This window comes from Edaphobacter dinghuensis (assembly GCF_014640335.1).
Classification (GTDB): Bacteria; Acidobacteriota; Terriglobia; order Terriglobales; family Acidobacteriaceae; genus Edaphobacter; species Edaphobacter dinghuensis.
Map to the genome: position 1 here is coordinate 1 of NZ_BMGT01000004.1, position 18,443 is coordinate 18,443.

Here is an 18,443-nt window from a genome sequence, read left to right on the forward strand (position 1 = left end):
CTTTAAAGATCAGTGCTTTCGCATCCGGGTTCTTGCGTACCTGTTCCTCGAACAGCTGATGGATGCACAGGCTGTCCGCGTAGGGTGCCTCGGTCGCGTTCCATGTCTCCAGCAACAGCTTCCGCTCGTCCTGGGCAAGGAGCTTGACTGCCCCTATTGGCCGCTGACTGTCCGCCGTAGCCTCAGCGAGAAGCGTCAGCAGATACCCGGCATATCGTGTTGCGGTAGCTTCATCAAAGAGCGCTGTTGAATATGTGAGGCTGCCTACGACCTCCCCATCGTTTTCAGAAAGAGCCAACTCCAGGTCGAATCTGGCGTTCGTGTGGGATATGCCAAATGACTCCACCTGCAGCCCGGCCAACGTGGGAGGGTTATGCTGCTCATTCTGCCAGGCAAACATCACCTGGAAGAGCGGTGTGGAGTCGAGCCTGCGCGGCGGATTGACGATCTCGACGACCTGTTCGAAAGGCAGATCCTGATGATCCTGAGCCTCAAGCGTTGCCACACGAACCCTGCGCAACAGCTCTTCGACAGTAGGTTCTCCGCCAAGATCGATGCGCAGCGCCAGCGTGTTCACGAAGAAGCCGATCAGATTCTCCACCTGAACATGCCTGCGATTTGCCACCGGCGTGCCGATTACCACATCATCCTGACCGGAGAGGCGCGAGAGCACCGCAGCCCATGCCGCCAGCAGCGTCATAAACAATGTTGTGCCGTGTTTCGTGCTGAGAGCTTTGAGCTTCCGCGTCAGCTCGGCGTTGATGCGCACCGGTACAAAAGCACCGGCGAAGCTCTGTTGTGCGGGACGGGGACGATCGGTGGGCAGGTCCAGCAGCGGCGGTGCATCCGCGAGAGTCCTCTTCCAGTAATCTGCCTGTGCCTCCAGCCGCTCTCCTGCCAGCCACTTGCGCTGCCAAGCCGCGTAATCCGGGTACTGAATCTCCAGCGGCGGCAGCGGGTTCGGCTCGCCGCGCAGATACGTGCTGTAGAGGATACTGAGTTCGTTGACGAGAACCCCCATGGACCAGCCGTCAGAGACGATATGATGCTGCACCAAAATCAACACATGCTCTTCGTCACCGAGACGTACAAGGCAAGCCCGGAGCAGCGGGCCCCGAGAGAGATCGAAGGGGGTACGAACCTGTTGTTTATATAACTTGATTAACTGGCCTTGAGTGTCTGTCTTATCAGACAGATCGATTTCCGATAGTGGCAGCCCCATTGCTTCCGGGAGTAGCTCGACAGCGGGTCCGCCCTCAACGGTGACGAAGATGCTTCGCAGCGCCTCGTGACGAGCAAAGATGGTATCGAGGCTATAACGAAGAACACTGGTGTCCAAATCACCGCGCAGGCGCACTGCCATCGGAATGTGGTAGACCGGACTGGCACCTTCGAGCTGGCTGAGAAACCAGAGTCGCTGTTGCCCATAAGAAAGAGGTAATTTCACGCCGTCAGGCAATCGACTTATCGAAGGAAGACTCTGCTGATCACCTTGAAGGCGTCTTCCATCAATAGCTGTTCCCATTTGCACCAGGGTGGGAGCAGCGAATAACTCTGTTAGCGGAATATGAAGTTCAAAATTCTGTGCCAGGCGGCTCAGCAGGCGGACAGCTAAAAGCGAGTGACCGCCAAGATGGAAGAAGTTGTCATTGCGTCCAACGCGTTCGACATGCAGCAGTTCCTTCCAGATTTCAGCGAGTACAATCTCGGTCTCTCCGTAAGGCGGCTCATAGGCGTGGCTGGCATAGGCATCGCCCTCCGGTGCCGGCAGCGCCTTGCGATCGAGTTTTCCGTTAGGCGTCAGCGGCAGAGCTTCCAGATGCACGAATGCCGATGGCACCATGTACTCCGGCAGGAGCGTTGCAATATACATGCGCAGATGCTCAGCCGATATGTCTTTCGATGCGGATGTGGTGTAATAAGCGACCAGCCGCTTGTCTTCGGAAGTGTCTTTCTTTGCGATGACGACGGCCTGCTCGATCAGTGGATGCTCTACCAGGCGTGCTTCGATCTCACCCAGCTCGATGCGGAAGCCGCGGATCTTCACCTGCTGATCGTTCCGGCCGAGGAACTCCAGATTGCCGTCCGGCAGATAGCGTGCCAGGTCGCCGGTGCGGTACATGCGCGTTCCCGGCTCACCGCAGAAGGGGTCGGGGAGGAAGCGCTCCGCGGTCAGATCTGGCCGGTTGAGATAACCGCGAGCCACGCCCACACCACCAATGTATATTTCACCCGCCGCGCCGAGTGGTACCAGCTGATGTTGACTGTCGAGAAGGTAAATCCGCGTGTTCGCTATTGGGCGGCCGATCGGAACGATTGCGCTATCAAACCCCGATGGGCACGACCAGGCCGTCACATCGATTGCTGCCTCAGTGGGTCCATAGAGATTCTGGAGCCATAGGCGCGGTAACTGCTCGAAGCATGCCTTGACTTGAGCAGGCGAGAGCGTCTCGCCACTGCAGATGATCTGTCTCAGGCAAGTGCACCGTTCGACACCGGGAGTATGAATAAAGACATTTAGCACAGACGGGACAAAATGGGCAGTCGTGACTTTCCAGTCGCAGATCAAATGAATTAGCCGTTCCGGATCTGCCTGCTCACCGGGAGGAGTAAGCGCAAGTGTCGCACCTGCCATTAAAGTCCAGAAGAACTCCCAGACAGATACATCGAAACTGAAGGATGTCTTCTGCAGAACGACATCGCTGCTAGTGAGGCTATAGGCATTCTGCATCCAAACGAGTCGGTTGATGAGCGCACGGTGCTCATTCATGACCCCTTTGGGCGTACCGGTAGAACCCGAAGTGTAGATCACATAGGCAAGATGTTGTGAGGTAAGCCCCAATGTAGCCGGATCGGGATCAACTTCCACGTGCCGCGACCATGCCGGCAGGGGATCGTCGAGATCGAGCATGATGAGTTCATCTACAAGGCTGCTTCCGAGAACTTTACGACCGTGCGCATCGCAGAGCAGCACCCGAGGAGCAGCATCGCGCAACGCCCGCACAAGGCGTTCGGAAGGGTAGGCGGGATCGAGCGGCACGTATGCTCCTCCCGCCTTGAGGATGGCCAGCAGGCCGACTACCATCGTCGGGCCGCGGTCCACGCAGATGGCGACGCGGTCGTCCGGCCGGACATTCAGTTCGATCAGATAATGAGCCAGACGGTTGGCCCGGCTGTTCAATTCCGTATAGGTGAGAGATCCACCCTTAAAGATCAGCGCTTTCGCATCCGGACTCTTGCGTACCTGTTCTTCGAACAGCTGATGGATACACAGATTCTCCGGGTATGGAGCCTCGGTCGCATTCCATATCTCCAGCAGTAATTTCCGTTCAGCGGGAGGAATGACTTCGAGCTTGCAAACGGGCGTCTTCGGAGCTGTCTCCAGAGCATCTGCCAGGCTTTCGAGAGCCTGCCGCATGTAATCGCAGATGCGCTCCGAAGAAACGGGCGCGAGCACTTCGGAGGTCAATTCCAGAGAGTCTGAGAAATCGTCAACTGACAGAACTATGGGGTAATTGGTGCGATTTTCCCCCATCTTCCACTCGATTCCTTTGAATGGATGTTTCTCATCCAGGCGATACTCCCTCGCTGAAATTGGGTTGTGACGGTAATTAAGCACTGTGCTGAAGAGTGGGGTAGGAGCTTCGATCCCGCTGCACCTCTGAACAAAGGCAAGCGACGCATGTTCGTGTTTCAATAATTCAGCCAATCGAAAGTGAGTTCGTTCTATCGCTACCCCAGCCCCCTGCATGTCCAGGTCCAACACTATTGGCAACGTATTGATGAACATACCCACGGCTTGACTGACCCCCTCTCTCCCGTGCATACGCCCGAACAAAACCGTGCCGAAAACGACGCGTTCAGAGGAACTACAGCGCGCCAATACTTGGCCCCAAGCGAGATGACATAAGCTTGCCAAGGTCACACCGAGCCGGCGAGCCTGCAAGCGCAGCAGATCATTCAGCTCTGGAGGCAACTTAATTTGTGAGCGACTAACTTTGTGACCGTGTTGATACACATTGTTTAAGCCAAATGGAAAGGTGGGTTCACTGACCTGCCCGAGCATCTCTTTGAAGAATTCTTCGTGGGCGCCCGGTAAGTCGACCCCATGTGACTGAGCGACAAAAGCACGGAATGGCTCAGCTGGCGGCAGTGTCTCGCCGCGACCTTCCATCATGGCTTCAATTTCAGCTCGCAGAACCTGCACGGAGCCCGCGTCTTCAATTAAGTGATGACGCAGGTGCAGCGCAAACCATCGACTGCCGCCTATTTCCCGAGCAATCACGAACTGTAGGAGCGGGGCTCTTGTCAAATCCATTCGGTATCGCCCCGGATCAAAAAGACGAGTAAGTTGCTCTTCAACTGTTCCCTGACGCGGATCCGGTTCTAGTTCGGTAACCTGAAGCTGCGCTTGTCTCCACACCACCTGTGCAGGCCCTGAGATTCCTTTCCAGACAAAGGACGTCCGCAAAATATCGTGCCTATCAATAACCTGTTGCACAGCACGTAGGAAACGATCCAGCAGCGATCGATTTGCAAATGAGATCTGCGCGCTCAACACATAAGGGTCACCCTCATCGGTGAAGAGGTAATGGAAGAGTATTCCTTCCTGCAAGGCGGAAAGGGCGTAGATATCTTGGATGTTGGCGATACCTCCGGGAACCTGCTGTGCGATGCGATCAATGTCCTGTTGAGTAAGTTCAATCAATGGCAGCATCTCAGGGGTAATAACGTTATTGCTCGGTAGAATCTGATTTGGCGGCACAGCTGCGGAATTATCGTGACCTGCCATTGCGGCCGCATCACGCAGTACTGGACGAGTAAATAGGCTTCGTATCTCAAGAGAAAGGTCCAAGCGGCGTAGTCGCTCGATCACTTGGATAGCCAAGAGCGAGTGTCCTCCAAGCTCGAAGAAGTTGTCGTTGCGTCCAACGCGTTCGAGGTGGAGTAGCTCCTTCCAGATCTCGGCCAGCGCAATCTCCGTATCTCCTTGCGGCGGCTCGTAGGCACGGGTCGTGTAGGCATCGCCTTCCGGTGCGGGCAAAGCCTTTCGGTCAAGCTTGCCGTTGGGCGTCAGCGGCAAAGCTTCCAGATGCATGAAGGCCGATGGCACCATATACTCTGGCAGCAGTGCTACCAGATGTGCGCGCAGCTGTTCGGCCGTGAGCGATGCATCGCCGGTGTGGTAGGCGACCAGGCGTTTGTCGCCCTGCGTCTTCTCGAGGACAATGACTAGAGCCTGCTCGACCAGCGGATGCTCGGCCAACCGCACTTCGATCTCCCCCAGTTCGATGCGGAAGCCGCGGATCTTCACCTGTTGGTCGTTCCGCCCCAGAAATTCCAAATCGCCAGCCGGCAAATAACGGGCCAGATCGCCGGTGCGATACATGCGCGCCTCCGGCGCATCGCAGAAGGGGTCGGGGAGGAAGCGTTCCGCGGTCAACTCCGGGCGGTTCAGATACCCGCGAGCAACGCCCCCGCCGCCAACGTACATCTCGCCCACCGCGCCTAATGGCACCGGCTGACGATGGTTGTCCAGCAGATAGATGCGAAGGTCTGCCAGACGCTTCCCAATCGGACTTGCCGATGTCACAGTATCACTAGCCATTAACGAGCGGTAGGTCACATGCACGGTGGTCTCGGTGATGCCATACATGTTTACCAGCAGCGGTTGGCGCTCGGAACGGCGCCGGTACCAGGAACGAAGTATCGTCGGGTCCAGCGCTTCGCCGCCGAAGATCACATAGCGTAGCCGGTCTGAGAGATTACTCTCGGCCTCCGCTTCCATCAGCGCCCGGAAGGCGCTGGGAGTCTGGTTCAGGACTGTGACCTGCTGTTCGCACACAAGACGATAGAAGTCCTGGCTCGATCGTGCCACCTCGTAGGGCACTATGACCAAGCGGCTTCCGTAATACAGAGCGCCCCATATCTCCCACACCGAAAAATCGAAGGCGAAGGAGTGGAACAGGCACCACACGTCCCGGTCATTGAACCCATAACTGTCCTGGGTTACATCGAACAAACGGATGATCTGTGCATGCTCGACCATCACGCCCTTCGGCGTGCCGGTCGAACCAGATGTATAGATCACGTAAGCCAGATGGTGTCGATTGAGATCCAGTACTTGTGGATCCGTATCCGGGTGCGCCGCCCACACCAAATCCGGAGCATCGAGTTCGACTACTATGAGACCTCGTGTGGTTTCGCTTCCCAGGACTCCACGTCCTAATGCATCGCACAGCAACACGCGCGGGGCGGCATCGCTCAGAATCTGGGAAAGGCGCTCGGAGGGATAGGCGGGATCGAGCGGCACATACGCGCCGCCGGCCTTCAGGATGGCGAGCAACCCAATGATCATCATCGGGCTGCGATCTAGGCAGATTGCCACACGATCGTCCGGCCCGATACCCAGCTCCATGAGGTAATGTGCCAGGCGATTGGCCCGACGGTTCAGTTCCACATAGCTCAACGTCGCATCGTTGAAGGTCAGGGCTGCTGCATCGGGGCTCCGGCGCACCTGCTCTTCGAACACTTGGTGAATGCAGCGATTGTCCGCAGATGGAGCCGGCGTCCGGTTCCATGCCTCCAGCAACAGCTCCCGCTCTTCAGAGGGAATAATGTTGATCCGGCGAACTGGTGTTTGAGAACCTGTTTCGAGTGCCTGTGCAATATTCTCCAATGTCTCCAGCGTATAAGCGCAAATACGCTCTGAAGACACTGGCTCAAGCGCCAGTGCAAGCAACCCTAACGCGTTGCCAAAGTCTTCTACAGAGAGGGTCAACGGATAATTGGTTCGCCACTCATGGCCGAGAAGCTCAATCTCCATTAGCGCGGATGAAGATTGAGTATCCGCAGATGTGACTTGGTCTCCGTATCGATAATTAAATACGGCACTGAACAGCGGTGTCGGTGCCTCGATTCCGCTGCATCGCTGGGCTAGGGCCAGAGAAGCATGCTCATGGGCGAGAAGTTCAGCCAGAGAAGAATGAACTTTTCTTAGCGCTTCGCCTGTATCGATCCCATTGAGATCAACAGATATTGGCAGAGTGTTTACGAGCAAACCTATTGCTTGATCGGTTCTCTCGCTTTCCTGCATACGCCCAAATAGAACTGTGCCGAACACAACTCTGTCGGTGGAAGTAATTGAGGCCAGCACCTGGGCCCACGCGAGATGACAAAGACTTGCCATACTCACGTGTAGCCGCTTGGCTTGCTGTCGCAAGCGCCCATTGAGATGGCCTGGTAATATCTGTCTCGCCTCGGTGATGTTGCTACCGTCCTGATGAACATTGCTGATGCCAAAAGGTAGCGTGGGTTCGGTGAGATCGCCCAGCATGTCCCTGAAGAAACGTTCGTGCTCCTCTACAGATACGCCCAATCTGGATTGAGCCACTAGATTCCGAAATGGCACAGGGGGTGCGAACGCCTGTTGCGTACCAGAAATGAGTGCCGCAACCTCAGCTCGCAACAAATGCAGTGTGGACTGATCACCGACGAGGTGGTGCAAGCGTCTTAGCAGTATCCAGCGATTGTGCTCAGGATCATGCGCTATGAAGAATTGCAGTAGTGGCGCTTTCGTTAAATCCATATTCTGACTACGTGGATCAAACAACGCAGCGAGTTGATCAGCAATTCGACCATCACTAGGGTTCAGCTCCAGTTCGGTTACTGAGAGCTGCGCGTGACGCCACACTACCTGCGCCGGGACAGATAGCCCCTTCCAAATAAACGAAGTCCGGAGGATGTCGTGCCGGTCAACTACCTGTTGCACCGCCCACAAAAAGCGATCCAGCAACACCATGTCTCTAAATCCCAGCTCTGTGCTCATGAGATAGGGATCGCCTGAATCTGCCATGATGTGATGAAAAAGAATGCCCTCCTGAGAGGGAGATAGCGCGTAGATGTCCTGGATATTGGCGATTCCCCCCGGAACCTGCTCTACGATGTGGTCGATGTCATCCTGCGTGAGGTTGATCAGTGGCAGCATATCAGGGGTGATGATCCCCGACTCGGGCTGGATCAGATTCTGCGGGATTGCGAAAGCGGCAGATTGGTGAAGCGATGCTGCAAGGTCAACCAGTTTCGGGGTTGTGAACAGAATGCGAATCTCCAGATTGAGACCGCGCTGACGCAGACGTTGGATTAACTGAATCGCCAACAGGGAGTGACCGCCGAGCTCGAAGAAGTTGTCGTTGCGACCGACGCGTTCGACATGCAGCAGCTCCTTCCATATCTCGGCCAGGGCAGTCTCTGTTTCTCCCTGCGGCGGCTCATAGGCTTGGCTGGCGTAGGCATCTCCTTCCGGCGCTGGGAGGGCTTTGCGGTCCAGTTTGCCGTTGGGCGTCAGCGGCAGAGCTTCGAGATGCATGAAAGTCGCAGGCACCATGTACTCCGGCAGGAGCGCAGCCAGATACTCACGCAGCTGCTCGGCCGTGAGAGAGGCATCGCCGGTGTAATAGGCAGCCAGACGCTTGTCACCAAACGTATCTTCGCGGGCGATGACGACCACCCGCTCCACATGAGGATGTTCAGCGAGCCGCGCCTCAATTTCACCCAGCTCGATACGGAAGCCACGGATCTTCACCTGCTGGTCGTTCCGTCCCATGAACACAAGGTTGCCGTCGGGCAGATAACGCGCCAGGTCGCCGGTCTTGTAGATGCGCGCTCCCGGCTCAGTGGAGAACGGGTCGGTAAGGAAGCGCTCTGCCGTCAGATCCGGACGGTTCAGATACCCACGTGCCACCCCCGCGCCGCCGATGTACATCTCTCCTACCGCACCGAGAGGCACCGGCTGACGATGACTGTCCAGAAGATAGATCCGCGTGTTCATGATCGGGCTGCCGATATGCGGGGTTTCGTCCGCATCCGTGATCGGAGTGATGGTCGCGTCGACCGTACACTCGGTCGGTCCGTACATGTTGTACGCAGTCACCGACCCGCCGTTGCTGAGTTCGGCCCACATCGTGCCATCGACTAGTTCTCCACCCAGCAGCACCGTGCGCGGATGCGAGTCTTCAAGCAGCCCTTCGGCGATCAGCAGCTTCAATTGTGATGGCGTGGTGTCGAAGGCATCGATCTGCTGCTGACGAAGAAAAACCATCATCTCGGCGCCCGAGGTCCGGACCTGCTGCGGGATGATGACCAGGCAGTGGCCTGAGAGCAACTGCAGGAAACCCTTGAGCGACATATCGAAGGAGAAGGAGGCGTTCCAGCCAATACGCAGCGGCGAGGAAAAATCGTGATAAATCGAATGCGTCATCGCCTGGTGGAAGTTCATCGCCGAGCGGTGCTCGACCATCACCCCCTTCGGCGTGCCGGTCGAGCCTGAGGTATAGATCACGTAGGCGAGATGACGCGAGGTCAGCCCTGCCACCTGGGGATCGTTCTCCGCTTCGGAAGACCACGCCGACCGGGGAACGTCGAGATCGAGAACAACCAAAGCATCGCTAGCCGCACCTCCCAGAACCCCACGGCCACGCGCGTCGCACAGCAACGCGCGTGGGGCAGCATCATCCAACACCTGAGCGAGGCGCTCTGACGGATAGGCGGGATCGAGAGGTACGTAGGCGCCGCCCGCCTTCAGAATGGCCAGGAGGCCAATGACCATCGCCGGGCTTCGGTCCACGCAGATCGCAATACGATCGTCCGGTCTGACGCCTAGCTTGATGAGATGATGCGCCAGTCGATTGGCCTGCCGGTTCAGTTCCGCGTAGCTCAGTGTTTCGTCTCCGGAGACCAGCGCTGGCGCTTCTGGAGTCAGTTGTGCCTGCTCTTCGAATAGTTGATGAATGCAAGAATTGTCGGCAAATGGGCTCGTAGTTGCGTTCCACTTCTCCAGCAGCAGCTCCCGCTCTTCAGGAGGAATGACGTCGATGAGGCTGACGAGCATTTGGGGAGCCGTTTCGAGGGTAACGGCGAGGCTCTCGAGGGCCTGTTGCATGTAGCCGCAGATGCGTTCGGCGGAAACCGAACGCGTCACTAGGGCAACTAGTCCCAGCGAATCTCCGTAGTCATCCACAGACATGGTGATCGGATAGTTGTTGCGCACTTCACTTCTCAGCACTTCTATCCCAGCCAGTGGATGATCATTCGCAAATGTCGTTCGATCTTCCGTGGCAAACGCTCCGTATCGGTAATTCAACACAGTGTTGAATAGCGGAGTGGACGAACCAGAGATAGTGCATCGTTGCGCAAGGGCTAATGAAGCATGTTCGTGAGCCATCAGATCAGCCAGACGCACATGCGTCTGTTGGACCGTACGCTCTGTAGCAATTTCTCCCAGATCAAGCCGCATAGGCAATGTATTGATGAACAGGCCCACCGCCTCAGCTGCGCCACCTTGCATTCTCCCCAAAAGAACGGTCCCACAAATAACGGTATCGTTGCCGGTAATACGGGCTAGAATCTGACCCCAGGCTACGTGACAGAGACTGGCGAGACTCACCCCCAGCCGCCGCGCCTGCCGACGCAAGCGGTCATTGAGATCATGCGGCAAGGTTTGCCGGGACTCGGCGATATCGCCGCCATCCTGATAGATGTCGCCGATCCCAAAAGCCAAGGTTGGTTCGTCGACGTCGCCGAGCGTCTTCCGGAAGAACCGCTCGTGTTCTTCCACGGTCGCTCCAAGGCGCGATTGCACCACTAGACTACGGAAGGACTTCGGAGCCGGCAGCGTGTCTTCTTGTCCGCCAAGCAGCGCGGCAACTTCCGATTTGAGCAACTCCAGCGTGGAGTGGTCGCCTACCAGATGATGCAGTGTCTGAAGAATCAGCCATCGATCGTGATCCGGATCGTATGCTGCGGCAAAGTGAAGAAGGGGCGCTCTGCCAAGATCGATATGGTGTCGCCTCGGATCGAACCGTCCGGCCAGTTGCTCTTCGATCGAGCCTGCGGCAGGGTCGAATTTGAAATCGTCGATAGTGACCTGTGCCTTGCGCCACACCACCTGAGCTGGCGAGGAAATTCCATTCCAAATAAATGACGTACGCAGGATGTCGTGGCGGTCCACCACCTTCTGTACCGCAGAAAAGAATCGGTCGAGGAGCGGCCTGTTCGCAAACGACAACATAGTCCGAATCAGATAGGGGTCGCCTGCGGTATTCATCACATGGTGAAAGAGAATTCCTTCCTGTGAAGGCGAAAGTGCGTAAATGTCCTGGATGTTGGCAACTCCACCCGGAACCTGCGCCACGATCAAGTCTATGTCCTCTTGGGTAAGGTCGATCAGCGGTAGGCTCTCCGGGGTAAGCAAAGCTATGTTCTGATTGGTATGGCCTTCTTTTTCATGCGCACTGGGTGTCACTCGAGAGGTCGAACGAAGAAATGCAATGAGTTCCTCCCTGTTTTCGACAAGTGACGCTTTAATCTCTTCGTTTATCGCTCCCTTGTTTGCTTTGATAATGAGAGACTTTCCCTCTTCATCCAGATCGAGCGAAATGCGCAAGTCCTGAAGAGTTGTTAATAGTTCTCCAATGCTCATAAAGAACTCCTATGAAACTTCTGACAACTGAAAGCTTGATCGCTTTTGCACGTCTCGCACTCCGCAGGCATGACCTCGAGAGCGGGGGCAAAGAACTATTTGAATGTGTCTTTGGAAAGTACCTTGCAGACTTCGAAGCTGAGAGTTTAACTATCGGTCATCCCCGCAGATCTCTAGCGATCCAATAGCCCACGCCTTTGCACGGTCACCGCGAAGCCCGCTGTGTACTGGCGATACTGCTCCGTGACCAGATCGAGGCGAAGTCGCCGATTACTCCTCGGTCAGATTCAAGATGTGTTAAGTCTCCGCGCAGACCCAGTTAGGCGAAGAATATAGTGCGCTTCAATGGATCAAGAAGCACTTCCATGCGGAACTCTAACCGCGATGCCCCTCGACCACTTCCACTGTGATCACGCGACCTTGAGCACATCATTTTTTCTTAGAGTCGAATCTCTTCGAGCTCGGCTATCGCTGAAGCGAGCTCACTTAGTATCGGAGCATTAAAGATGGCACGAATCTCTAGCCCGAGATTTAGCCGCCGCAGGCGCTCCATAAGTTGCACCACAAGCAGGGAGTGTCCTCCCAACTCGAAGAAATGATCGTTGCGACCAACGCGCTCGATGTGCAATATGTCTTGCCAAAGTTCTGCCAGAATTTCCTCTTTTTCATTCTGAGGAGGCTCATATTGTCGCTGGATATAAGCATCTTGCCCAGGCTCGATAAGCGACTTGCGATCAAGTTTGCCGCTCGAGGTTAGAGGGAATGCATCCAGCTCCACGAAGGCTGTCGGAATCATGTATTCAGGCAATCGCACCGCTAGGAATGTTCTTAGACTCCTCGCGAACTCAGCGCCCATCGATTCCTGTTTCACATCGCTAGAGTGCTGGTCCTCGTTTCGTACCACATAAGCCACGAGGCGTTTGTCACCAGGAATATCCTCTCGGACGATGACCACTGCGTCTCGGACCAAGTTGTGTTGCGAGAGATTTGACTCAATCTCACCCAGCTCGACCCGAAATCCACGAATCTTGATTTGATGATCGCTACGGCCGAGAAATTCGAGATTGCCATCTCGCATATAGCGCGCCATATCCCCGGTCTTGTAGAGGAGGGCGTTGCTCGCGGAACTGAAGGGATCTGAGACAAACCGCTCTGCAGTCAAGGTCGGACGATTGAGGTAGCCTGCCGTGAGGCATTCTCCCCCTATAAACAGATGGCCACGTGATCCCAAAGGCAAAGGGTTCAATCGCTCATCGAGGACATAGTAACGGGCATTCTGGATGGGTTTTCCGTAAGGTATGCTTTGCCACTCCGGCGCGATTCGGTGCACCTGGTAATAGTTCGACCATACGGTGGCTTCCGTGGCTCCCCCAAGCGCGATCATTTGGCAATCCGGAAAGAACCTGCTGAACACGTCGAAGAAGGAAAGCGGTACCCAATCTCCGCTGAAGAAGGCAAGTCTCAACGAAGATGTCCCAGAACAGCGGGCCGCATCCTCAAGATAGGGCAATAACTGATGAAACACTGCTGGCGCGGAATCCCAGAATGTAACACCTCTTTCGAACATCAAGCGAGCGAGAGATGTCGGATCCAGTATTTCGATTTTGGATGCAATTCGAATACATCCGCCGGCCGCGAGCATGCCGAAAATATCGTAGACTGACAGATCGAACGACAAGGAAGTAGTAAAGAGAAGAGTATCGTTGCCACCCACACGAAACCGCTCATTTACCCATTCGATGAGGTTGATCACTGGTCTATGGAGTCCCATGACTCCTTTAGGTGTGCCTGTAGAGCCGGAGGTGTAAATCACATAGGCCAGGTCATTAGACGTTAATCCTATCGAAGCTGGATCGATGTTCGAATCGAGTTTGCCGGCAACGTTAGCTTCAGTTTGTTCTATGTCTAGAAGAGGATAGGCCTGGAATGTCGGTGAACCCAATGCTCTACCTCCTGCTTCGTCACAGAGCACAAGACGGGCGGAGGCATCAGCGAGAATTTGGATAAGGCGCTCGGTTGGAAATGTGAGATCAAGTGGAACGTAGGCGCCCCCCGCCTTGAGGATTGCCAGGATACCGATAATCATTGACGGACCGCGCTCCATACAAACCGCTATCCGATCGGTCGGTACTACTCCCAATTCGAGTAAATGATGCGCGATACGGTTTGCCCGACAATTCAGATCCGTATAGCTGATCGTTTGGTTTTCAAACCGTAAGGCTACCGCGTCCGGGGTTTGACTCACTTGCTGCTCAAAGAGTTCCTGCATGCACAGGCGAGAGGAATATGGCGCGGCTGTGGCATTCCAAGTTTCGAGCAGGAGAGTTCGTTCTTCCGCAGTAAGCAAGTCTATCCCAGCCATCTGCTGTTGACTGTTTTGCACGATTTCGGTAAGTACTTTTTGCAGGTAACCGATATGACGTTGGATCGTCTCTTCATCGAATAAGGCCGTAGAGTAACTTAGCTTCCCAAGGATCTCGCCCTGTTGTTCATATAGTCCAAGTCTGAGATCGAACTTGATTCTTTCGTGTGAGTCGGCCAGCGGCTCTGTTTCTGTCTCTGCTAGCTGGGGAAGATCCCGTTCATCGTTTTGCCAAACAAGCATCACCTGGAAGATGGGCGTGTGGTCGAGCCTGCGCGGAGGGTTGACGATCTCGACGACTTGCTCGAAGGGAAGATCTTGATGGTCCTGTGCCTGCAGTGTCGCCGCGCGGACACGGTGCAAGAGCTCTTCGACGGTCGGCTGTCCACTCAGATCAATACGTAGCGCCAGCGTATTCACGAAGAAACCGATGAGGTTTTCGACTTGTACGTGTCTACGATTTGCCACCGGGGTGCCGATGACCAAGTCATCCTGACCCGAGAGGCGGGAGAGCACCGCAGCCCATGCTGTCAGCAGCGTCATGAACAGGGTCGCCCCGTGTTTCGCGCTCAGCGTCTTCAACGCCTGAGTCAGTTCAGCATCGATATGGACTGCCACCTGCGCGGCAGTGAAGCTCTGTTGCGGCGGCCGAGGGCGATCAGTGGGCAGGTCGAGTAGGGGCGGGGTATTGGCCAGCGCCTTCTTCCAGTAGTCAATCTGTGTCTCCAGTCGCTTCCCTGTGAGCCAGTCTCGCTGCCATGCTGCGTAGTCCGGATATTGGATCTCCAGCGGTGGCAGCGGGTTGGGCTTCCCATTCAAATAAGCGGTATAGAGCGTGCTCAGTTCACGGCAGAAGATTCCTAATGACCACCCATCGGAAACAATATGGTGTTGGATCAGGATCAGTACATGCTCCCGATTTCCAAGGTTAACGAGAGAGGCGCGCACCATGGGCCCACGGGAGAGATCGAACGGCAGCCGAACCTGTTGCTCGTGAAGATCAATCAACTTTTCATGAGCATTTGGCTCATCGCTCAGATCGATTTCTGACAGCGGCAGTCCCATCGCCTCCGGCAACAACTGGACAACAGCCTCTCCGTTGCAAGTGACGAAGATGCTGCGTAGCGCCTCATGGCGGGCAAAGATGGTATTGAGGCTACGACTAAGAGCATTGGTGTCTATATCTCCCCGCAGATGTATAGCGACAGGAATGTGGTAGGTGATGCTTACGTCCTCAATCTGACTAATAAACCACAATCGCTGTTGTGCATAAGAAAGCGGGAGTTGAACTTTTCGAGGAATTCTCCGGATATAGGAAGTCAAATCATTGGCTTCAGCCGATAGCTCCTTAAGAGAAGTAGCTAAGTCAGCCAATACAGGACGCGCAAAGAGAGTGGTAATCGGCAGTTCGCATCCAAGAAGGGGACGTATGCGAACAAGCAACTGAACGGCAAGGAGAGAATGTCCGCCGAGTTCGAAAAAGTTATCGTTGCGGCCGACGCGGTCGACGTGCAGCAGATCCTTCCACACCTCGGCGAGAACGATCTCCGTCTCTCCCTGTGGTGGTTCGTAGGCGTGGTTGGCGAAAGCGTCGCCTTCCGGAGCCGGCAATGCTTTACGATCCAGCTTGCCGTTGTGCGTCAGCGGCAGGATTTCGAGATGCACGAACGCGGCAGGCACCATGTACTCCGGCAGCAGTGCTGACAGATATGATCGCAGCTGTTCGGCCGTGAGAGACACATCGCCGGTGTAGTAGGCAACCAGCCGCTTGTCGTCCGGCGTATCTTCTCTTACGATAACCGCGGCATCTGTGGCGAGCGGATGCTCGGCCAGCCGTGCCTCGATCTCGCCCAACTCGATGCGGAAGCCGCGGATCTTCACCTGCTGATCGTTCCGACCCAGAAACTCCAAGTTGCCGTCCGGAAGATAACGCGCGAGGTCCCCAGTCTTGTACATACGCGCTCCCGGCTCATCGCTGAACGGATCGACAAGAAAGCGCTCCGTGGTCAGCTCCGGACGGTTAAGGTAACCGCGCGCCACGCCTGCCCCGCCAATGTACATCTCCCCAGCCGCACCCAGCGGCACCAGCTGGCTGTGGCTGTCTAGCAGATAAATCCGCATGTTCATGATCGGGCGGCCTATGTGCGGGGTCTCATCCGCAGCCGTGATCGGAGTGATGGTTGCATCGACGGTACACTCGGTCGGACCATACATGTTGTACGCCGTCACTGTATTGCTGCTGCTGAGCTCGGCCCACATCGCTGCATCGACCGGTTCTCCACCGAGCAATACCGTGCGCGGAAGCGGATCTTCAAGCAGGCCCTCGGCGATCAATACCTTCAGTTGCGATGGCGTGGTGTCGAAGGCATCGATCTTCTGCTGGCGAAGGAAGGTCATCATCTCAGCGCCCGAGGCGCGGACCTGCTGCGGGATGATGACCAGACAGTGGCCGGAGAGCAGTTGCAGAAAACCTTTCAGCGACATATCGAAGGAGAAGGAGGCGTTCCAACCGATGCGCAACTGTGAAGAGAATCCGCTGTAGATCGTAACTGCCATCGCCTGATGGAAGTTCATCACCGAGCGGTGTTCAACCATCACTCCCTTCGGTGTACCGGTTGAGCCTGAGGTATAGATCACGTAAGCGAGATGATGGGAGGTCAGTCCTGCCACCTGGGGATCGGTTTCCGCCTTGGAAGACCACCTCGGCCGGGGAAGGTCGAGATCGAGAACAACATATGCATCGGTAGTCTCACTTCCCAGAACCGCATGTCCGAGCGCATCACACAGCAACGCAAGCGGTGCGGCATCAATCAACACCTGAGCGAGGCGCTCGGAAGGGTAGGCGGGATCGAGAGGGACATAGGCGCCACCCGCCTTGAGGATCGCTAGCAGGCCAATGACCATTTCCGGGCTGCGGTCAACGCAGATCGCAACACGATCATCCGGCTTGATACCGAGTTCGATGAGATGATGTGCCAGTTGATTGGCGCGACAGTTCAGTTCCGAGTAGCTCAGTAGCGCGTCTCCGGAAACGAGTGCTGTGGCCGTCGGAGACAGCCTTACATGCTCTTCGAAAAGTTGATGGACGCAGGTATCTCTCGGATACGGACTCGTAGTTGTGTTACATGTCTCCAGCAGCAGTCGCCGCTCCTCGGGAGCTAAAAGATCGATCGAAGATATCGCCTGTCTGCTGTCCGCCGCCATCGCCCGAAGGGTTGTAGTGAAGTATCTGATGTGACGCTCAATCGTCGGTTTATCGAACAGTGCAGTCGAATAGATCAGGCTTCCACTTATCCCGCTCGCCGTTTCAAACAGATCCAGCTTGAGATCAAATCGCGCCACTGGGTAAGGCGGTTCGAACAACTCAACTTGCAAACCTGGAAGACTCGGGGCAGTGCGTTGTTCGCTCTGCCATGAAAACAAGACTTGGAAAACGGGCGTATGAGCCAAACTTCGCGGAGGCTTCACGATTTCAACTACCTGTTCGAACGGCAAGTCCTGATGATCTTGCGCAGCCAATGTGACATCGCGAGTGCCGCGGAGCAAGGCGGCGACGTCGGGATCGCCACTAAAATCCATGCGCAGGGCCAGGGTATTAACGAAACATCCGATCAAATGTTCAATCTGGACGTGGCCGCGGTTAGCGACCGGCGACCCGATAACCAAATCCTTTTGGCCCGATAGGCGAGAGAGCACGGTTGCCCACCCTGCGAGCAACGTTATAAATATCGTGACGCCATTTCTAGCACTGAGTTCTTTTAATTGTTGAGTCAGCTCAGCGTCGATCCGGATCGACGTATGCGCTCCCGCGAAGCTCTGACGCTGGGGGCGAGGGCGATCGGTAGGTAAACTCAATAATGCCGGTGCACCGTCGAGAGCGCGTCTCCAGTGTTCTATCTGATCCTCCAGGCGCTCTCCTCTTAGCCACTCGCGCTGCCATGCTGCGTAATCGGGGTATTGGATCTTCAGCGGTGGCAGCGGATCGGGTTCTTCGCGTAGATAGGCGCTGTATAAAGCACTGAGTTCGCTGACTAGAATTCCCATCGACCAGCCATCGGAGACAATGTGGTGCTGCGTCAGGATCAGGACATGTTTTCGGTCCTCTGTTCGAATAAGACAGGCACGAACCAGTGGACCGGCGGAAAGATCGAAAGGAGAATGTACTTGATCGTCATAAAGCTGAATTAGACGGGAGTCTGCATTCGGCATACCCCTTAGATCAATCTCCTCTAAAGGAAACCTCATCTCGTCAGGAAGTAGCTGGACGGTTGGTTCTCCATCAACAGAGACGAAGATACTGCGCAGCGCCTCGTGACGGGTGAAAATGGTATTCAGGCTCCGGCGAAGAGACTTATAGTCCAATTCTCCTTGCAAACGAAGCGCAGCCGGAAGATGGTAGATTTCGCTGATATCTCTGGAGTGAGCGAGAAACCACAGCCGCATCTGGGCGTACGAAAGAGGCAAGGCCTTTTCCCTTGAAGCGGCCCGGATTGAAAAGTCCTCGTGAATGGTTTTCCCAAGCCCACGCGACCGAGCTAGAGACCGGAGACGTTCAATTTCCAGGGCATCCAGCGATTCAAGGAGATTATTATTTGCATGCAT

At 55.6% G+C, this 18,443-nt stretch carries 2 protein-coding genes and 2 pseudogenes; all 4 read right to left on the bottom strand.

The window, feature by feature from the left end; all coding sequences use genetic code 11:
• On the bottom strand, positions 1-11,479 hold an 11,479-nt coding region (locus tag IEW09_RS16295), incomplete at its 3' end, for a non-ribosomal peptide synthetase (RefSeq protein ID WP_188555321.1).
• Between the two features lie 439 nt (positions 11,480-11,918).
• Positions 11,919-12,257 (bottom strand): phosphopantetheine-binding protein, encoded by a 339-nt coding sequence (locus IEW09_RS18935; RefSeq protein WP_444542335.1) that lies wholly within the window; start codon positions 12,255-12,257, stop codon positions 11,919-11,921.
• Positions 12,231-13,748 (bottom strand): annotated as a pseudogene (locus IEW09_RS18940) (non-ribosomal peptide synthetase); the annotation flags it as partial. The gene IEW09_RS18935 and the pseudogene IEW09_RS18940, both read right to left, overlap by 27 nt.
• A 60-nt stretch (positions 13,749-13,808) precedes the next feature.
• Positions 13,809-18,443 (bottom strand): annotated as a pseudogene (locus IEW09_RS16300) (amino acid adenylation domain-containing protein); the annotation flags it as partial.